At 60.7% G+C, this 18,848-nt stretch carries 20 protein-coding genes; 14 read left to right on the top strand and 6 right to left on the bottom strand.

What is annotated here, in order from left to right:
* Positions 1–55: 55 nt before the first annotated feature.
* Positions 56–1,327, bottom strand: a complete 1,272-nt coding sequence (locus ACLQ8T_RS05005) for a DUF2254 domain-containing protein (RefSeq protein WP_413455873.1) — start codon at positions 1,325–1,327, stop codon at positions 56–58.
* 261 nt (positions 1,328–1,588) lie between these two features.
* Entirely contained in the window at positions 1,589–2,149 is a 561-nt protein-coding gene (locus ACLQ8T_RS05010; protein ID WP_413455874.1) for a purine-nucleoside phosphorylase, read from the bottom strand.
* 121 nt (positions 2,150–2,270) lie between these two features.
* On the opposite strand from ACLQ8T_RS05010, the gene ACLQ8T_RS05015 reads away from it, so the two are divergent.
* From ACLQ8T_RS05015 to ACLQ8T_RS05025, 3 genes are all read left to right on the top strand, one after another.
* Positions 2,271–2,762: an S-ribosylhomocysteine lyase gene (locus tag ACLQ8T_RS05015; RefSeq protein WP_038989613.1), complete on the top strand. Its 492-nt coding sequence runs from the start codon at positions 2,271–2,273 to the stop codon at positions 2,760–2,762.
* Positions 2,763–2,975: 213 nt separating this feature from the next.
* Positions 2,976–3,296, top strand: coding sequence for a hypothetical protein (locus ACLQ8T_RS05020; protein WP_413455875.1), 321 nt, complete (start codon positions 2,976–2,978; stop codon positions 3,294–3,296).
* Positions 3,297–3,472: 176 nt separating this feature from the next.
* Positions 3,473–4,843 (top strand): M16 family metallopeptidase, encoded by a 1,371-nt coding sequence (locus ACLQ8T_RS05025; RefSeq protein ID WP_371858954.1) that lies wholly within the window; start codon positions 3,473–3,475, stop codon positions 4,841–4,843.
* A gap of 70 nt (positions 4,844–4,913) precedes the next feature.
* Here ACLQ8T_RS05025 and ACLQ8T_RS05030 read toward each other — a convergent pair whose 3' ends face one another.
* Together ACLQ8T_RS05030 and ACLQ8T_RS05035 are read right to left on the bottom strand one after the other, a co-directional pair.
* On the bottom strand, positions 4,914–5,648 hold the full coding sequence (locus ACLQ8T_RS05030; RefSeq protein ID WP_413455876.1) for an alpha/beta fold hydrolase: 735 nt from the start codon (positions 5,646–5,648) through the stop codon (positions 4,914–4,916).
* Between the two features lie 92 nt (positions 5,649–5,740).
* Complete coding sequence (locus ACLQ8T_RS05035) at positions 5,741–6,151, bottom strand: hypothetical protein (RefSeq protein WP_413455877.1); 411 nt, start codon at positions 6,149–6,151, stop codon at positions 5,741–5,743.
* A gap of 194 nt (positions 6,152–6,345) precedes the next feature.
* Here ACLQ8T_RS05035 and dapB point away from each other — a divergent pair, with 194 nt between their 5' ends.
* Together dapB and ACLQ8T_RS05045 are read left to right on the top strand one after the other, a co-directional pair.
* Positions 6,346–7,104: a 4-hydroxy-tetrahydrodipicolinate reductase gene (gene dapB / locus ACLQ8T_RS05040; protein WP_204721328.1), complete on the top strand. Its 759-nt coding sequence runs from the start codon at positions 6,346–6,348 to the stop codon at positions 7,102–7,104.
* On the top strand, positions 7,101–7,553 hold the full coding sequence (locus tag ACLQ8T_RS05045; RefSeq protein ID WP_413455878.1) for a tetratricopeptide repeat protein: 453 nt from the start codon (positions 7,101–7,103) through the stop codon (positions 7,551–7,553). The genes dapB and ACLQ8T_RS05045 overlap by 4 nt, the downstream gene beginning before the upstream one ends.
* A gap of 60 nt (positions 7,554–7,613) precedes the next feature.
* Here the strand turns inward: ACLQ8T_RS05045 and ACLQ8T_RS05050 are convergent, their stop codons facing one another.
* Positions 7,614–8,750 (bottom strand): heparan-alpha-glucosaminide N-acetyltransferase domain-containing protein, encoded by a 1,137-nt coding sequence (locus ACLQ8T_RS05050; protein ID WP_413456375.1) that lies wholly within the window; start codon positions 8,748–8,750, stop codon positions 7,614–7,616.
* A 103-nt stretch (positions 8,751–8,853) separates the two neighbouring features.
* Here ACLQ8T_RS05050 and dapA point away from each other — a divergent pair, with 103 nt between their 5' ends.
* Entirely contained in the window at positions 8,854–9,765 is a 912-nt protein-coding gene (gene dapA / locus ACLQ8T_RS05055) for a 4-hydroxy-tetrahydrodipicolinate synthase (RefSeq protein WP_204721334.1), read from the top strand.
* A 19-nt stretch (positions 9,766–9,784) separates the two neighbouring features.
* Positions 9,785–11,491 carry a ribonuclease J gene (locus tag ACLQ8T_RS05060; protein WP_413455879.1) on the top strand — a complete coding sequence of 569 codons (1,707 nt, stop codon included), beginning with the start codon at positions 9,785–9,787 and terminating at the stop codon, positions 11,489–11,491.
* A gap of 88 nt (positions 11,492–11,579) precedes the next feature.
* Here ACLQ8T_RS05060 and ACLQ8T_RS05065 read toward each other — a convergent pair whose 3' ends face one another.
* The gene (locus ACLQ8T_RS05065) at positions 11,580–11,882 is read right to left on the bottom strand and encodes a hypothetical protein (RefSeq protein WP_413455880.1); all 303 of its coding nucleotides are present in this window, start codon (positions 11,880–11,882) and stop codon (positions 11,580–11,582) included.
* Positions 11,883–12,089: 207 nt separating this feature from the next.
* Between ACLQ8T_RS05065 and ACLQ8T_RS05070 the strand changes: the two genes are divergently transcribed.
* The 7 genes from ACLQ8T_RS05070 (at position 12,090) to ACLQ8T_RS05100 (ending at position 18,822) form a co-directional block, all read left to right on the top strand.
* A complete protein-coding gene (locus ACLQ8T_RS05070) occupies positions 12,090–12,917 on the top strand; it encodes an ABC transporter ATP-binding protein (protein ID WP_413455881.1) in 828 nt (275 codons plus the stop codon).
* Positions 12,914–13,600: an ABC transporter permease gene (locus ACLQ8T_RS05075; protein WP_413455882.1), complete on the top strand. Its 687-nt coding sequence runs from the start codon at positions 12,914–12,916 to the stop codon at positions 13,598–13,600. Before ACLQ8T_RS05070 ends, ACLQ8T_RS05075 begins: the two co-directional genes overlap by 4 nt.
* Positions 13,597–14,325, top strand: a complete 729-nt coding sequence (locus tag ACLQ8T_RS05080; protein WP_066139177.1) for an ABC transporter permease — start codon at positions 13,597–13,599, stop codon at positions 14,323–14,325. The genes ACLQ8T_RS05075 and ACLQ8T_RS05080 overlap by 4 nt, the downstream gene beginning before the upstream one ends.
* The gene (locus tag ACLQ8T_RS05085; RefSeq protein ID WP_204721344.1) at positions 14,322–15,224 is read left to right on the top strand and encodes an ABC transporter substrate-binding protein; all 903 of its coding nucleotides are present in this window, start codon (positions 14,322–14,324) and stop codon (positions 15,222–15,224) included. The genes ACLQ8T_RS05080 and ACLQ8T_RS05085 overlap by 4 nt, the downstream gene beginning before the upstream one ends.
* Positions 15,225–15,452: 228 nt before the next feature.
* Positions 15,453–16,472: an ABC transporter substrate-binding protein gene (locus ACLQ8T_RS05090; protein ID WP_413455883.1), complete on the top strand. Its 1,020-nt coding sequence runs from the start codon at positions 15,453–15,455 to the stop codon at positions 16,470–16,472.
* Positions 16,472–17,719, top strand: coding sequence for an MFS transporter (locus ACLQ8T_RS05095; protein WP_413455884.1), 1,248 nt, complete (start codon positions 16,472–16,474; stop codon positions 17,717–17,719). The genes ACLQ8T_RS05090 and ACLQ8T_RS05095 overlap by 1 nt, the downstream gene beginning before the upstream one ends.
* Positions 17,720–17,736: 17 nt before the next feature.
* Positions 17,737–18,822 (top strand): FecCD family ABC transporter permease, encoded by a 1,086-nt coding sequence (locus ACLQ8T_RS05100; protein ID WP_413455885.1) that lies wholly within the window; start codon positions 17,737–17,739, stop codon positions 18,820–18,822.
* Positions 18,823–18,848 lie beyond the last annotated feature (26 nt).

The following is an 18,848-nucleotide window of genomic DNA, read 5'->3' on the forward strand; positions in this document are numbered from 1 at the left end:
CGGGGTTTTCCTTCTCTTCAGACCAGCTTGATTGGCATGGCTGGCAGGCCAGCGCCTACGAGGGTGCCGCATCCTTGCTGACGCCGGTGGCGTTCAGCGCCTCGAAGTGCAGGACTTCAACCTCGTGGCGATCCTCCTCCAGCTCAAGTGCCCGCTCGGCCCGGGCGAAGGAATCCTTTGCCTGAGCCTTCAAGGCTGCCGTCCAGGGGGCATCGGAGCGCACCACCAGGGCACCGAGTTCCTTTTGGATCCGCATCATGACTTCGACGTCCGAAGCGCCATCACGCGAGGTCGCCCGGAAGGCATCCTGGAGCATGTCCTGCGGCTCAAGCAGGCGAAGGTGGACCCGCCCGGCGTCCGGGGAATCCGGAATCCTTGCCTGCATGGCGATGTCCAGTACGCGGTGCGTTGCTTCCAGGACCTCGATGGCGGTTCCCGGATCATTGATTCCGGGGGAGAGCGACTTGCTGGAGATTTCCGACAGCGCGAGCAGCCCGAGCCGCGGGTCCTGTTCGAAAGTCCGATGGTTGGCGATCACGAAGGCCCGCTGGATCGCTTCCTGGCTCTCTTCCGACACCTTGCCGCTCAGGTACGCAATGGGATGCCCGGCAAAGATCCTTGAGCCTGGGCGGCGTTCGACCCAGAGCTGGCAGTTTTCCTGCTCGGCAATGCGCTGCAGAGCTGCCACGTCGACCTTGACCACGAATCCTGGATGGTCGCATTCCAGTGGGATGGCAGTCGTAGGCGGATCAACCCACAGCCGTCCGCCGAGCAGTGGCTGCTCGACGTAGTCCGACATGGCCTGCGAGGCGGCATCGCCGACCCGGTCGATGATGTCGGCCATGCGGCCGAAAGTGGTGAGGAACGAGATCCAGCGCAGCAAGGTCACCAGCACCACGGCAATGACCAGGATGGTTCCCAACAGCAGCAGCGCTTTTTCCGAGCTGGAATAGACATCCAAGGACAACGCGATGATCCCGACGATGGAGAATGCGAAAGCCCCCACGAAGGTAGACAGGGCAGTATGCGAGGTCCGGTCGGCAATCAGCAGCTGGATGGAGCGGGGAGTACCGATTTGCGTGGCAGTGGAGTATGCCGAGACCATCGTGGTCAGGGAAAACGTCGTGACAGCCAGCATCGACGTGGCCAGGATCTGCAGCAGTGTCGCGGCGGCATCGTTGCCGAGTGCTTCGAGCAGGTTCGCAGGGATGAGGTTGCCCAGTGATGGTGCGGCGATGGCCAAGAAGATTCCTGCCACGGTAAACACTGTGGCCCGGAACCAGATTCCGCGCAGCGACTGCTTTGCATAGCTCAGTGCTCTTACCATGAATCCTCCTTGTGCCCCCTGTTCGCAGCAGGAAGGCATTACTTTCCTAGTCGGCCGCTCAAAGCGGTGACGGCTGAGCTAGACATTTTCTTGAGGTGAGTTTACGCCAGGAATTCCCGGGCTCCGAGAACCCGGGCCGACCTGCTCATGCACGGAGCGGCAGAATTCCGCGAGGCGACCCTGTTAAGCAGGACACCCGGCTGGGAACCAGCCGAGTGTCCAGTGCAGGTTGAATCTGGCTCTGGGGCCAGTGCCTGAATTTCAGCTCAGATGCTTGTCGAAGAACTCGCGCAGCTGGACGCTCTTCTGCTTGGCGATGTGATCCCATTCGTCGATCGACGCCGAATCATCGGCGTAATCGGAGGGGATCTTGAAGATCTGCAACGGTACGTTGAACCGCTGGCAGATGCTGGCGTAGGCGTAGCCTTCCATATCGACCAGCGAGGCACCTAAGGACTTGATGTGGATGCGCTGCGCGTCATCCGAGACAAAAACGTCGCCGGTAGCCATGGTGGCCTGGAAATCGGGAAGCAGGATTTCACCTGCTGGATCCACATCTGCCGAAGGCAGCGGGAAATCGTGCTGGATCAGCTTGGTGACCTGGTAAATGGTGTCCAGGCTAGGACGATCTTCACCGGCATGGCCGACAACGCCGGCGGTGCCCAGTACGACGACGTTCTTGATGTTGCCTTCAGCAAGCACTCCAGCCAAGGCTACCGATGCGTTGATCTTGCCAACACCGGAAACCAGGTGATCGACATCTGCAAAGGCTACGGCTTCGTCTGCGTGCGCAAAGACGAGCAAGGACTTCTGGTCCGACATGAACTTCCCCTCTAAAGAAATCTGCTCGGGGAGTGCTGCCCCGAACGTCCTAAGAAGTCTATCGGTTACCTCCTTCGCTGAGGTCTCGATTCGGCAGACGGTGAGCAGATAGACTTTGCATATGAGTGATATTGAACTTGCTGAAGTTGAAAGCTTTGCACTGGACCACACCAAGGTGAAGGCGCCGTATGTGCGCAAAATCGGGGTGGAACACGGTCCCAAGGGCGATGCCATCACCAACTACGACATTCGTCTAGTCCAACCAAACCACGGTGAGATTCCAACGGCTGGCCTGCACACCATCGAGCACACCATGGCTGGTTTGCTGCGTACCCGAATTGACGGCCTGATTGATTTCTCCCCATTTGGCTGCCGCACCGGCTTCCATATGATCTTGTGGGGCGAACCGACCCCGGCGGTTGTCGCCGCTGCCATCAAGAGCTCGCTGGAAGACATTGCCGAGAAGGTCACCTGGGAGGATGTTCCGGGAACCGAAGCCGTGAGCTGCGGTAATTATCGTGACCATTCACTGCACTCGGCGCGCGAATGGGCGAAAGTCGTCTTGGAACAGGGCATCAGCCTTGACGCGTTCGATCGTTCCAAGATTGCCTAAGCAGTAGCTTGAGAACTGGAAATCCCGTGTGTTCCGTTGGGACGCGCGGGATTTTTCCTTGCCTGGCTGTTTCCTCGCCTGGCAGAATGGTAGACGCCAAGCAGTAAATCATCCGCACAATCACTGTGAGCAGTCGGTAGCATGAAGACTATGCGCAGAGTTCTTTCCTTGGCATCAGTACTTGGCGCCATGTCGTTGGCTATTAGTGGATGCATGAATTTCGATGCGGCAAGGACATCCAGCATCGGTGAGGAATGCCAATCGGCAATCCAGCGGCAGAACGAAGCCTGGTCCGATCCTGAATCATCCCAAGAGATGATTGGCGAAGCCGAGAAAAAGTCGCTTAGTGCTTGCAAGGACCTCGATGAGTGGAGCACTGCTGTCTCCTATAATCCCGGATCAATGGGATATCCGGAATTGAGTACAGAAGATGCCGCGAATACGGTATACCTTGCCTGTGCCTCCAGTGACCCGGCGCGGCAGACCCCAGTTTGCGCTGATGCCGCGAAACGCGGGTATCTCGATGCGACATGATCTGCAAATCTGCCTGACGGTATTTCGAAAGCCGCGGTTCGATCTCGAAATCTCCGAGAATGTGATTGCCTCGTCACCAATGAGCTATTGCTTTCAAATGGCGTTTCTATGGGAGAATGAAAGACAGTGTACTTAGCTTGAAATCGCTATTCTCGACGAATTAAGGACGTATATTCGTGGCCATGATTCCATTGCCGTTGCATTCGGTGGAGACCACGCAGTTTTCTCCGATTGACCCGGCGGACCCGACGTTGGTCCACCGCGGCGAAGGCGGCTCTGAAGTCCGGCGCAGCATCCTGCCTGGTGGCGTGCGGGTCCTGACGGAAGCGATGCCCGGACAGCGATCCACCACTGTGGGATTCTGGGTTCCGGTCGGTTCCCGTGACGAAGAAGCAGGACACTACGGCTCCACGCACTTCCTGGAGCACTTGCTCTTCAAGGGCACTGCAAAGCGCACTGCCTTGGAAATTGCCCAGTCCTTCGACGCTGTGGGCGGCGAATCGAACGCAGCCACCGCCAAGGAATCGACATGCTATTACGCACGGGTGCTGGACACGGATCTGCCAATGGCGCTGGAGGTCATTGCTGACATGGTCACCTCAGCGGTGATCGATCCGCAGGAACTAGAGCAGGAGCGCGGGGTGATCATCGAAGAGCTTGCAATGGATGCAGATGATGCGATGGACGTCGCCCACGAGCGCTTCGTTGCCAACGTCCTGGGCGATCACCCGCTGGGACGGCCTATTGGCGGAACTCCAGAAGAGATCATGGAGATCTCCCGCGAGGCAGTCATGGAGCACTACCGCGCGCACTACCGTCCAAGCGAGCTGATTGTTACTGCCGCAGGTTCCCTGGAGCACGACAAGCTGTGCGAGCTGGTTCTCAAGGCGCTGGCTGAAGCCGGCTGGGAACTGGACCCGATGGCCGTACCGGAGCCACGCCGCATGGGCGAGCCGGCACAGATCACCTCGAAGGCCGGGTTGGAAGTCATCAACCGCCCAGGCGAGCAAGCCAATATCATCATGGGCTGCTCGGGCATCACCGGCCACGACGACCGGCGCCAGGTGCTAGCGGTGCTGAACGCTGTGCTCGGCGGCGGCATGAGCTCCCGCTTGTTCCAGGAAATCCGGGAGAAGCGCGGACTGGTGTACTCGACCTACTCCTTCTCCGCCGCCTATACGGATGCCGGATACTTTGGCATGTACGCAGGTTGCGCCCCGGCCAAGGCGGCTCAAGTTATCGGGTTGCTCGGCGACGAGTTGGATCGCTTGGCCAAGGACGGCATCAGCGAGTCTGAATTGGCGCAGGCCAAGGGCCAACTATCCGGCGGAACGGTGCTGGCCTTGGAGGATCCCGGAAGCCGCATGTCCCGTTTGGGCCGGGCAGAAATGATTACCGGCGAATTCCAAGACATCGACGAAGCCTTGTCTCGAGTCAACGCAGTCACCGCCCAGGACGTGCAGCAGCTGGCCCAGGAACTGGCGGCCAAGGATCGCGTAATCACCGTGGTAGGACCGTTTGAGAATGAAGCCGCGCTAGGCCTTTAGAATCCACCGGCAGCGCCCCTTGAATCGAATCTGAGGATCTTGATTCACGGGGCACTGCCGTTTTATTTGTTCAAACTGCGGCTTCGACTAGCGCCGCAAGCTCGGGCGCGTGGGAGAAATTGAACCCATGCGCACCATGGTGCATGACAGTAAGCTTGGCTTGCGGAGTTTTGGCGACCAAGCGAAGACCGAACTCCGGGGGAGAGAGCGGATCCCGGGTGCCGCATACGACATCAACCGGGCAGTGCACCGTGCGGAGCAAATCGATGGTGGAGTAATCCAACATCTGGGCACAGCTTTTGGCCCACCAGGGGATACCGCAACGCAGGTAGTCGACAAGCAAGATCGCCTTCACCGAGTTCAACTCATACGGTAAATCCTCGAAGAGCCGGCGTGCCTGCCTGAAGAGCGTCGCCTCGCGGTCGTTGACCGCGGGAGCTGCAATGATCAGGTGCTTGACCAGGTCCGGCCACGCGCGAGCCAGCTCAATGGAAACCTGCGAACCCATGGAATGCCCGAGGACAATTGCGTTCTCCACCTTCAGCTCGCGCAACGCCAGTGCCACTTCGTGTGCAAAACGCGGTACGGTCACCGGGCGACCATCATCGAGATTCTTGCCATGGCCGGGCAGCTCGGGAACGATCACCCGATGCGTCTGCGCCAAGATGTTTGCCAGCGGAGTGAAATAGCGGCTGGAAGCTCCGAGCCCATGCAGGAGCACCACGTCAGGCCCCTGGCCCGCGACGCGAACCGAGAGCCTGGTTTTCAAGGATTCGGGCAAATGCCCAAAGTACTCGTGGCGCACGCCAGCCTTTCATCGTGCGAAAAGTGCGCACATACTATCAGTAGGGAAAATCGACACGCTCGCCAGAAATGGCGAGACGAGCACCAAGGGAGCTAGCCGCCCACCCCGGTCGAATGCTGATTAATGGCGGAACGGAGATCTTCCGGGAAGAGTTCTTTCACGTCTTTTTCGTAGTCGGAACCGTCACTTGGACGACGCAGTTCTTGCCCGTCGATGCGGAATGGGAAGGCGTCGGCTTGAGCCGCGGCATCCGCGGATTCCTGGCTATCGGGTGCGCAGGTAGCCCAGCCGTAGGTCGTGGAATCCTCGATTCGGAAAACTTCTACCTGGCATGTCGGTGAATCGATAACTGTTCCCTGCTCTTGGACGATATCGATGATTGATGCTCGTTCGCCATCCGACAGGGTGATCGGTTCGCTGCCAGAACCGCAGGAAGTGCATGCGAAGGTCACGGCGAGGATTGCACCGATGCCGAAACCGATACGCTTAATTTTCTGACCCATGGCCCTGCTCACTATTTGGGAACTCCTGACACATATTTTTCCCCTATTTGCTGGGCAAAACAAGTTGGACTGGCCGTAGGGTGCCTCCGCAATAATTTGCCGACTGCTCCCTGCTGAGAAGTCGTTGCAAAACTCGAGAGAGATCACGTCATCGTTGGCAGGACTGGTGCGTTCAGGAGGATAGGCTTAAGCCCATGAGTGCACAGATCAAGGTGGCCGTGCTCGGCGCGGCAGGACGAATGGGCTCGGAAGCGGTCAAGGCCGTGACTGAGGCTGCAGACATGGAACTGGTTGCAAGCTTGGGGCGAGGCGATGACCTGTCGCAGATCCTCCAAGCCGGAGCAACCCACATCGTTGACCTTTCCGTGCCAGCATCCACCGAAGACAATGTGCGTTTCGCCGTTGAGCATGGACTGCATGCGGTCGTCGGCACCACCGGCTGGGATGATGCCCGCCGGGCAAATCTGGAAACGTTGCTGAGCGAGCATCCCGAAGCCGGTGTGCTGATTGCGCCCAACTTCGCCCTCGGCTCCGTGCTGGCCAGCGCGTTCGCTGCCACGGCAGCGAAGTACTTCGAATCCGTAGAAATCATCGAATTGCATCACCCCAATAAGGTGGACGCTCCCAGCGGTACCGCGGTGCGTACCGCTGAACTGATCGCCAAGTCGCGTGAAGCCGCTGGGGTACCAGCCAGCCCTGATGCTACCGAGACCCAGCTCGACGGTGCCCGCGGTGCAGTTGTCGATGGAATCAACGTCCATTCGGTCCGCTTGCGTGGCTTGGTAGCCCACCAGGAAGTGCTCTTTGGCGGACCCGGCGAGCAGTTCACGTTGCGCCATGATTCCTTTGACCGTGCCTCGTTCATGCCGGGCGTCCTTCTGGGCCTGCGCACCGTTGGTTCCCGTCCGGGGTTGACCTATGGGCTCGACGGCTACCTGGAGCTGGGCCAGTGAAAACCAAACTCTTGGTAGGCGGCATTCTGCTGCTGTTCGCGCTGTACATTGGCATGACATTCACCCAGGCCATCCGACTGCTGAATACCGGGGAGCTGGTCGCCCAGATCATGGGCATTGCGATCTTGGTGATTCCTGCCTTGTGCGTCTGGATACTGATTCGCGAAGTGCTCTTCGGTTTACGCACCGAGAAGATGGGCAAGGCCTTAGCCGCTTCGGGTGAGCTGCCAGAAGATCTTCCCCGCATGCCATCGGGACGCTTCATCCGTTCGGCGGCCGACGCGGATTTCCCCAACCACCAGCGGGACGTGGAAGAGAACCCGGAGTCATGGAAATCCTGGTACCGCCTGGCGCTGGCATATGAAGCCTGTGGCGATAAGCCGCGGGCTCGCAAATCCATGCGTAGGGCGATCACCTTTTGGCAAGCAGATCAGAAGGTCAGCCAGTAGAAATCACGAATACCAGCATAGTGCCGATGGCCCGGGCTCGTAAGAGCCCGGGCCATCGTTCTAGAACTTCATCTTCGTTTCGGGATCGGTGTCAGCTCCGCTGAGTACCCTGACGCCATATTCCAGCGGACCGGATGCCCGGCTGAAGCCGAGCCAAATTCCGCAGACGACAGTGGCTGAACAGAGAATCCACCAGATGGCCGTCGGATCCATGTTCTCTTTCATCGCCGGCAGCAAGATGATGTGTCCGGCATACAGGGTCAGTGGTGCGCGGCCGGCGCCAGCCAGAATCCGGCCCAGCACGCCAAGTCGGCCAATAATCAGCGATAGCAGGCCGATGATTGCGGCGGCGCAGGCGGCGTTGTGCAGCGTGGACAGCAAGGAATTGCTGTGGCCGGTTGGCAACCAGAGGTAGGCGGGATTATCCAGGAACGGATCGAGATTGGTGCCCGGCAGGCGCCCGGTGGTGATCATTGTTGGAACGAGGGATAAGTCCAGACCCAGTTCTTGGGCTATGACCCCGGCATTCTTCATGCTCACCAGATGTCCCGCTGCATAGGTCGCTGCTGCGATAAATGTCCCGCCCGCAGCAAGCAGGCCAGCAGTTCTCGTGCTGCGAAGATTGCATCGTCCGATGGCTATTCCCAGCAAGCCGAATCCGAACCAGATCATCGAAGGGTAGTATCCGGTGACGGCCAGATCCTTGAGGAGCAATTGCGGGGTGAGAAGGTCGCCGAAGCTTGGATTATGGCCTAGGGAGTTCCCCATCCAGCTGCTGGCCAAGGGCCGCCAAAGAACCGGCATCAGCAGCAGCCACAGGACTGAGACTACCCAAATAGTTATTCTTGTGAGCTTCAGACCCAGCGGAAGCAATAGAAATAGTAGTCCATAGTGGACAAGAATGACTGCGATGGCTTCATTTATTGACCCAATGGCCATTCCGAGCACGGCAATAATTAATGCTCTCAGCACAAGGACTGAGTAAACCTTAGGGTGAGAAAAGCCCTTCCGCGCCATGGATTTCGAGAGCAAACCCAGGGATAATCCGGCCAGCACCATGAACAGGACCGATGCCCTGCCGGAGGCGACAGCCCCGGTAAACGTTGGGGAGTAGGCGGGTGCGCCGCTGATTTCATACAGTGCGAAGACGTGCGCGGCGAACATGCCGAGGATGGCGGCAAGCCGCGCCGCATCCACGCCCAAGAGGCGCTGGGAACTACCCGAATCGTTCATGGAATCATCGCACCACGAATAGTTCCAGGGATGCCAATGCGACATGCGCGAGTGTAGATTTAATCCCATGGCAACAAGTGCAATTGATAATCAGGCATACCCGTTCGGAACCGTGCTGACCGCTATGGTCACGCCCTTCGACGAAGCGGGTGAAGTCAATTACGCGTTGGCCGCAAAACTGGCAACGAAGCTGGTTGATGATGGCTGCGACGGACTGGTTGTCACCGGCACCACCGGCGAGACCTCGACCCTGACCGATGAAGAGAACATCGAGATGTTCCGTACCGTCGCCAAGGCAGTGGGCGGCCGGGCCGCGGTGCTGGCCGGTTCCACCACAAACGACACCCGCCACTCCATCAAGCTGTCGCTGGCTGCCAAGGAAGCGGGCGTCGACGGTGTGCTGCTGACCACCCCGTACTACAACAAGCCAAGCCAGGCAGGCGTCATCGCCCACGTGAAGGCCATCGCCGAAGCTGTTGAGCTGCCCATCATGCTTTATGACATCCCTGGACGCACCGGCATTGCGCTGGCACCGGAAACCATTATCGAGCTGGCCAAGATTCCTCAGGTCATTGCGCTGAAGGATGCCAAAGCGGATTACCAGTCCACCACCACCGTGCTGGCCAACACCGAACTGCACGTGTACTCGGGCGATGACGGCCTGACCCTGCCGCTGATGGCGGCCGGTGCGGTCGGCGTGGTTTCGGTCACCGCTCACGTTGCAGCCGCCAAGTACCGTACGCTAGTTAATGCAATGCATGCAGGAGATCTGGCAACTGCACGCACCACACACTTTGAGCTGGACGCGATTCAGCGCGGCATCATGGGCCACATTCAGGGCGCCGTTGCCGCAAAATATGGACTTCACTGGCAGGGTGTCCTGCCGAACACCGTCGTCCGGCTGCCGCTGTTGGCACCGTCGGACGCAGAGCTAGATGCCATCCGCGCGGACCTACGTGAAGGTGGATGGGATCTGTAACGAAAGGGACTAACCACATATGACTGAGAGTTCAGTAGGTAAGGCTGACGCTGCGCGTATGCAGACTCCGGCGAAGCTGAAGAAGGGGACAATGCGCATTGTTCCCCTCGGCGGCTTGGGCGAGGTCGGCCGAAACATGACCGTATTCGAACTCAACGGGAAACTGTTGATCGTCGACTGCGGCGTGCTCTTCCCCGAAGAGCACCAGCCTGGCGTGGATCTGATCCTGCCGGATTTCTCCTACATCAAGGACCGGCTGGACGACGTGGTGGGCCTCGTGCTGACCCACGGCCACGAGGACCATATCGGTGCTGTTCCTTACCTGCTGCGCCTGCGCGAAGACATCCCTTTGTACGGGTCCAAGCTGACCCTGGCCTTCGTTGAAGCAAAGCTGGCAGAACACCGCATCAAGGCCAACACCAACATCGTGGTGGAGGGCGAGATCGCGCAGGTTGGCAACTTCGAATGCGAATTCGTTGCCGTGAACCACTCGATCCCCGACGCCCTGGCAGTATTCCTGCGCACCGAGGCCGGCACGGTGCTGCACACCGGCGACTTCAAGATGGACCAGCTGCCGCTGGACGGCCGCATCACCGACCTGCGCCACTTCGCGCGTCTGGGCGAGGAAGGCGTGGACCTGTTCCTGCCGGACTCCACCAACGCCGAAGTCCCTGGCTTCACCGTCGCCGAACGCGAAATCGGCCCGGTCCTCGAAGCCAAGTTCGCGCGCGCCCGCCGCCGCATCATTGTCGCGTCCTTCTCCTCGCACGTGCACCGCGTGCAGCAGGTGCTGGATGCGGCCTCGATGCACGGGCGCAAGGTTGCCTTCATTGGCCGCTCGATGGTGCGCAACATGGGCATCGCCGAACGCCTGGGCTACCTCGACGTGCCGCAGGGCGTGCTGGTCGACCTGAAGCAGATCGACTCGCTACCGGACCACAAAGTCGTGCTGATGTCCACCGGTTCGCAGGGCGAGCCGATGGCAGCCCTGTCCAGGATGGCCAACGGCGAGCACAAGGTCCAGGTCAACCCGGGCGACACCGTCATCCTCGCCTCCAGCTTGATCCCGGGCAACGAGAACTCGGTCTTCCGCGTGATCAACGGCCTGATGCGCCTGGGCGCGGAGGTCATCCACAAGGGCATGGCCAAGGTCCACGTTTCCGGCCACGCATCGGCTGGCGAATTGCTGTACTGCTACAACATTCTGCGCCCGAAGAACGTGCTCCCGGTGCACGGCGAAACCCGCCACCTGATTGCCAACGGCCGGCTGGCCGCGCAGGCCGGTGTCCCGGAGGACAACGTGCTGCTGGCAGACGACGGTTCGGTTATCGACATGAAGGACGGCGTTGCGAAGCTCGTCGGCCAGGTCGAATGCGGATACGTCTACGTTGACGGCTCCAAGGTCGGCACCATCACCGACGATGACCTGAAGGACCGCGTCACCTTGGGCGAGGAAGGCTTCATCTCGGTCATCACCGTGATCAACCGCCAGAACGGCACGATCATCTCCGGCCCGGACATCCACGCACGCGGTGTGGCGGAAGAGGACTCGGTCTTCAACGAGATCAAGCCGAAGATTGCAGCCGCGATTGTGGAAGCAGTGGGCAACAACCCGAACCACACCACGCACCAGCTGCAGCAGATCACCCGCCGTGTGATCGGCTCGTGGGTATCGCGCAAGCTGCGCCGCCGCCCAATGATTGTCCCGGTAGTGCTCGAAGCCTAGACTTCCGGAATTATTGCCTCGAACCAATTGTGGTTCGAGGCAATAATTTTTTGGACAGCTCCAACAGTGCCTGTGTAGAAATTCAGTGTCATCCAACGAAACTCAAGAATGCAGGCTTCGGCCAGTCAGGCCGTTCGATTGTCGGAGCAGGACTTTGCGGCACGACGTGCCCCGTTTGCGCGTCCATGACAATGACCGAATCCCACTGGTCCGCATCGATCCGCTCCAGAACCTCTCCGGTGCGAGTGTCCATGATAACTGCGCTGTCCCAATCACCGGTTGGGGTAAAACCTTGCGTGTCAGCGATTGCTGGTGACGATAGAGCCAAGGCACCAATTGCCAAAGCGGCAGTAGCCATGAATTTCGAGCGTTTGTGCAATGTATTCTCCAAATGCCGTAAAAATGCTTTTGGCTCACTCTACCGACATTCTGGTAGGAATACGGTAAGCGCCAAACTGTTTGAAGCTGAATGATTCCCGGCATTGGGTGCTGTCACAGCGCTTTTGAGGCAGAATTGGGCTCAACGCCAGCTCAAGGAGACGAAACATGCTCAGGCATCGCACAAGGTTCGGAATGAAACCGCCGAGGAGGAACGCGCATGATTGAGTTTGAGAACGTCTCGAAGCACTATCCGGATGGCACGGTTGCCGTCAAGGATTTCAGCCTGCAAATTCCGGCACACCGCACCACAGTCTTCGTGGGATCCTCAGGCTGCGGCAAGACGACCTTGCTGCGGATGGTAAACCGCATGGTTGATCCGAGCCATGGAGTGCTTCGGATCGATGGGGAGGACATCACCAACAAGCCAGCGGTGGAACTGCGTCGAAGCATTGGCTACGTCATGCAGAACTCGGGACTCATGCCGCATTTCACCGTCGCGGAGAACATCGCTACCGTGCCGCGGCTCCAAGGCATGTCCAAAGCAGCGTCTCGCGCGCGAGCCGTCGAACTCATGGAAACCGTAGGTTTAGTTCCTTCACAGGCCGACCGCTACCCGCACCAACTCTCGGGAGGCCAGCAGCAGCGAGTCGGTGTCGCCAGAGCACTTGCCTCGGATCCGAACATCCTGCTCATGGATGAGCCCTTCGGCGCAGTTGACCCTATCGTTCGCGCCGAGTTGCAAGAAGAGTTGCTTCGACTCCAAAGAGAACTCGGAAAAACCATCGTCTTTGTCACCCATGACATTGATGAGGCATTCCTGCTCGGTGACCAGGTAGTGATTCTCGCGGCCGGCGCACAAAAGCTCCAAGTAGGCAGCCCCAGTGAAATTATTGAGCATCCAGCCAATGATTTTGTCGCCTCCTTTATCGGTGCGCAGCGCGGGTCCCGGGCACTGAGTCTGAAGCAGACGGAACATGGAACCGTCCTTGTCGATGCGCAAGGCCGAACACAGGGCAAGCTTGTCGAGGACGGAACAGTCCAGTGAACTGGATCCTGGAAAACCTCGGACTCACTGGGTCGCTTTCGCTGGAGCACCTGCGCCAGTCCGTGATAGCAATTGTTCTCGGATTCGCTGCGTCGATCCCGCTGGGTTGGGTGGCCTGGAAATACAAGCTCGTGCGCGGACCAGTCGTGAGCCTCACTGGATTGCTCTACACGATCCCTTCATTGGCTTTGCTGATGATACTGCCCGTGCTCACCGGGATGAGCGCGATCAGCGAAGCCAACTTGATTCTCGCTCTGGCGATCTACGCGGTCGCCATCATGGTGCGCAGCGTGGTCGACGGGCTGAACTCGGTCGACCCGGCAACCAGGTCGGCGGCAACGGCCATGGGCTACGGAACGGCACGTCGTTTCTTTGCTGTTGACCTCCCCTTGGCCGGTCCCGTGGTTCTGGCCGGATTGCGCGTGACCGCGGTGAGCACGATCTCGCTGGCAACGGTTGGCATCCTGGTCGGCGTCACCAACCTGGGCTACTTGTTCACCAACGGCTTGCAGCGCCGCATTATCGAGGAAGTCCTGGCCGGCATTATCGCAGTGGCAGCGATCGCCCTGCTGGTCGACCTGCTGTTGCTTTTGGCAGGTCGTTGGCTGATGCCGTGGACCACGGCGAGCACCTTGAAGCGGCGAACGCCGGCGCCGAAGTCCACTGAACAGGCGGCATCATGAATCTGATTTCCGATGCGCTGTCGTGGATCTTCGCAGCTGAACAGTGGCAGGGCGATGGGGGACTGGCTGCCCTGCTGGGGCAGCACCTGCTGTTCACCGTGCTGGCAGTGCTGATCGCTGGCGTGATTGCCATCCCTGCCGGATGGGCAATCGGGCACACTGGCAAAGGGCGAGAAATTGCGGTCGGCATCGCCGGCATTGCCCGGGCGGTGCCATCCTTCGGCTTGCTGATCCTACTGGTGCTGCTGCTCGGTGTACTGCACAAGCCAGAAGCGGCCCTGCTGACCTTCGTTGTGCTGGCGATTCCATCACTGCTCGCGGGAGCCTACACCGGCTTCGAAGCCATTGACCGCAAAACCATTGACGCTGCCAGGGCCGTGGGGATGACCGAATGGCAGATACTCTTCAAAGTCGAGATTCCACTAGGCCTTGCCCTGCTCGTGGGCGGGATCCGCTCCGCAGTGCTTCAAGTGGTGGCCACGGTAACTGTCGCCGCCTACGTGAACCTCGGCGGCCTGGGCTTGCCCATCATCACCGGACTGAACCTGCGGCGCTTCGACATGGTCCTGGGTGGAGCCTTGATGGTTGCGGCGCTGGCCCTTGTGCTGGACTTGGCATTTGCCACGGCCCAGAAAGCTGCCGTACCGCGCGGTCTGGGTGCGCGCACGAAGAAGAAGTTCCACTATACCGATGACCAAATCACCCTCGAAAGGGAAATGTCATGAACAGGAAGCAGTTTTTCTCCACAAGCGCTCTCGTGCTGGCTGGAAGCCTGGTACTGGCCGGATGCTCCAGTGCGGACCCGCTGGCCACGGAAAGCGATGCCGCCCAGGATGGCGGAACAACGGTCGTGGTAGGTTCGCAGGCCTACTACTCAAATGAAATTGTCGCCGAGATCTATGCCCAGGCACTTGAAGGAGCCGGCATGGAAGTAGAACGGCAATTCAGCATCGGGCAGCGCGATGCCTACATGCCTCAGCTGGAAGACGGAAGCATTGACGTCTTCCCTGAATACACGGGCAACCTGCTGCAGTTCTACAAGGAAGACACCGAAGCGCGTTCCTCCGAGGAAGTCTATGACGAGCTGAAGAAGTCCTTGCCTGAATCACTTGCGGTGCTCGAAGCCGCCGAGGCTTCGGACCAGGACTCCTATACGGTGACGAAAAAATTCGCCGAAGCCAACAACCTCACCAGCATCGAGGACCTTGCCGGCATCTCCGAACCATTGACCGTGGGTGGCCCGCCCGAACTTGCTGAGCGCCCCTACGGCCCCAAGGGGTTGGAAAGCACCTACGGCGTGAAGGCGGAGTTCTCTGCAACGGGCGATACGACCGTTGAAGACCTGGTCGCCGGCACAGTGAATATTGCCAACGTCTTTACCGCCGATCCGCGTATCCAGACCGAGGACCTCGTGGTTCTGGAGGATCCGAAGTCCCTGTTCCTGGCATCAAACGTGGTGCCATTGGTGGCTGCTGATCAATCCGAGGAATTGGCGGAAGTCCTCAATCCGGTCAGCGAGAAACTGACGGCGCAGGTTCTGGTGAACCTGAATGTCCAAAGCACCGTGGACAAGAAATCGGCAGCAGACATCGCTTCGGCCTGGCTGGCTTCCGAGGGACTCTAGCCCGCAATCCAGCACAGGAAAGCAGCATCACGGCAGCCGCGCCGCCCGTTCAATTTCGGGCAGTGCGGCTGCTTTTCATTGTCCGAAAACGGCTTGGGCTGGGAAGAGCGAGGTGCTGACATATTTTGACAATTAATAATGATTCTCATTAGTGTCTAGCGTTGTTGGCTGAGGACTCGCTGGAATTCGGCGGTCGACGCCCGCTTGCCATGAATGGAGCACTGATAGATGAAAAAACTCAACCCCTGGAAGCTGGCCGTGCCAGTTGCAGTCCTGGCTTTGGTAACCGGGTGCAGCACGCCGGCCGGATCCGCCAGCGGCGCGCCACAGGGTGCCGAGGCGACAAACCTTGTCCTAGACAGCTGCGGAAGGCAAGTAGTCTTCTACAAGGCCCCGGAAAGCGTTCTTGCTGTGGGCTCGGAAGCGCCAGCCCTATTGACTGCCGCTGGAGCGGGAGACAAGCTCACGCACTACGCAGGCAGCATGCAGGTGCCTTTCGACGAAGAAACCATGGCGGTGGTGCGCAAGGCCGATCGGATCACCGAAGACTCCCATGACGTCTCCTACGAAATGATCCTGGCCTCGGGTGCGGACGTGGTGATCGGAACCGATATCGCAGCCGGAATCGATCTGGATTCGTTGGCAGAGCGTTTGGAAAGCGCCGGAGTGAAGATGCTGACCGTCAGCGGGTACTGCGCTGGATTCGAGGATCGGTCCACCGGAGGACTGAGCGGTTTCGACCAGATCTACAAGGATGTGGAATCCTACGGACAGCTCTTCGGCACCGAACAGGTAGCCGCCGGCTCGGTGAAGGACATGCGCTCCCGCGTCGAGCAGGCAGCGCGCAATGCCAAGCAGGCCAGTGGGCAGCGGGGCATGGCGTTGTACGTGCCCGTCTCCGGCACCTTGGGGTCATACGGCCATGAATCCCTGATTGCCGAGCAGATGGAATTGCTGGGCATGGAGAACGTCTTCAGCGACGTTCCCAAGCGCTACTTCGAGCCCTCCACCGAAGAACTCGTGAACAGCGCTGCCGACAAGGTCTTCGCCATGTACCTGCCGACCGGTTCCTCGAACTTGGAAACGGACCAGCAGGTCATCGACGAGCTGCGCAACCGCCCCGAATTGGAGGGTTTGCCCGCCATTGACCAGGACAGCGCCATCGTGCCGCTGAACTACTACTATTCTTCGCCCGGTCCGCTGGCCGTGGACGGGGTCGAGCTGATCGCCGACCGGCTGGCTCGTTGATGAGCCAGACCGACCTGCATACCGCGCACCGGTTACCCAGCGAACGGCGCATTATCGCGGAGATCTGGCCTGCGCTGCTGGCCTCGGCACTGGGCTTGCTGCCCTTCACGGTGCTGAGCACCTTCCTGGTGCCCATCGCGGACTGGGCCGGGGCCGGCTACGCCGAAACTGGAACCCTGCGCGGGCTGGCCGGCATCGGCGCGGTGCTCGCCGGAGTTGCGCTGGCCCCGCTGATCGGGCGCATCGCCCCGGGCACCGTGGCCGCCGCGGCGCTGGGGCTGATGGGCCTGGCAGCCATCGTGGGAACCTTTTCGGGACTGGCCGCGCTGGCGGTATTCTGCCTGGCCACCGGTGTATCCAACGCCTTGCTGTACCCCGCGCTGTCCACCGCGGCCGCGGACCGGTTCGGCACCACGCCGGCCGCCGGCCGGGCGGCCACCATGGTGATGACGGCCCAGACTTTGGCTTCCACCGTGGGCGCGCCGCTGCTGGCGCTGCCGGCGCTGTTCTGGGGGTGGCAGGGCAATCTGGTCGCGATCGCCGTGCTCAGCATCGCGCTGATCCCGGCGGTGCTGGGCTACGGCCGCCGTGGCGCTGGGCACGCCGGGGACACCCCGGCCCCTGCCCGGCTGGGCTACCTTGCGGCCTTCCGCACCCTGGCTGGGGTGCCCGGCGCCCGGGCTCTGCTGCTGGTTTCCTTCGGGCGCGCCGGAGCCTTCATGGGGCATCTGGCCTTCCTCGCTCCGCTGTATGCCCAGAAATTCTCCCTGGATGCCAATTGGTTCGCCTTCGTCTGGTCGGTCAGCGGCGGGGCCTTCTTCCTCGGCCACCTGCTGGCCGGGAGAATGCTCAACACCGAAGATTCGCCGGCCCGCACCCGTGTCGTGATGGTTATCAGCCTGGGTATTTCGCTCGTGGCGCTGTCCGGGGTCTACCTCGCTCCGGTGCTGCCGCTGGCGGTGGCCGGCACAGCGGTGCTTTCGGCCAGCCACGCGGTGGTCTCGGCCGCCGTGATGAGCCTGCTGGTGAGCCGCTGCACGCAGGTGCGTGGCACCGCGCTGAGCCTGAACGCGGCCGGAATGTCCCTGGGCTTGTTCCTGGGCACGGCGGCTTCCGGCGCGGCGCTAGCCGCCTCCGGCTACCTGGCCGCCGCTGCTGTGCTGTGCGCATTGACACTGGTGGCGCTGGCTGCCGCGTTGACCCTGCGCGCCCCTTCCCCTGCCAAAACCATGGAAAGGCAACCATGACCCCGTTGGATTCTGCAGTGCGAGCACACCGGGAGCCGCTGGCCGGTTCGGGCGATGATCTGGATCATGACCGGCGCGCCCGGCACGCATGGCTGTGGATTTGCGCGCTGCTGAGCGTGTTGCTGGTCTCTGTGCCGGTGGCCGTAGGGCTCGGCCCGGTGGCCATTGAGCCGGGCACCGTCCTGCAGATCCTCAAGGCGCACCTGTCCGGGGCAGCCGACTCCGGTGCCTTCAGCGCATCGGATGAGTCCATTGTCCTGCTGCTGCGCGTTCCGCGGGTCCTTCTGGGCGCCGCCGTCGGCGCCGGGCTGGCCCTGGCCGGGGTGGCGCTGCAGGCGCTGACCCGCAACATCCTGGCTGAACCGTACCTGCTGGGCGTGACCTCCGGGGCATCCACGCTCTCGGCGGCCTCGATCCTCTTCGGAGCGGCCGCCGGCATCGGAACGGCCTCGCTGGCGGCCAGCGCCTTTGCCGGGGCGTTGGCCGCGGGGATCGTCGTCTACCTGCTGGCACGGGTCGGCTCCGAGATGACATCCACCCGTCTGGTCCTGGCAGGGGTGTCAGTGGGCTATGTGCTGCACGCGCTCACCTCGCTGCTGATTTTCGCTTCGGAGGATCCGAACGCCGGACGTTCGGTGCTGTTCTGGACCCTGGGTTCCTTGGCGCAGGCTACCGGGCAGTCGGTCATGATCGCCTGGGTCGTGGTGCTCGGGACAGCTACGCTGCTGGCCTATTGGTCAAGGCCGCTGGATGCGCTGGCCATTGGCGATGGCACCGCGCAGGCACTGGGCATAGCTCCGGCCAAACTGCGCGCGTCCGTCATGGTCGTGACCGCGGTGTGCGTGGGCGCGCTGGTCGCATCCTCCGGCGGCATCGGGTATGTCGGGTTGGTGATTCCGCACGTGGCCCGGCTGTGCGTTGGATCGACGCACCGGATCCTGATACCGGTCGCTGCGTTGCTCGGTGCGGTGTTCCTGGTCTGGGCCGATGTGCTGGCCCGGACGGCCATGGCGCCGCAGGAGTTGCCCCTGGGCATCGTGACGGCGCTGCTCGGTGCCCCATTGCTGTTCGCGCTGGTTCGCAAGCTCAATGCGGTCCAGTAGGAATCACGAATCTGGAAGAAGGCAAG

Source organism: Glutamicibacter sp. FR1 (genome assembly GCF_047300825.1).
GTDB classification, from domain to species: domain Bacteria; phylum Actinomycetota; class Actinomycetes; order Actinomycetales; family Micrococcaceae; genus Glutamicibacter; species Glutamicibacter nicotianae.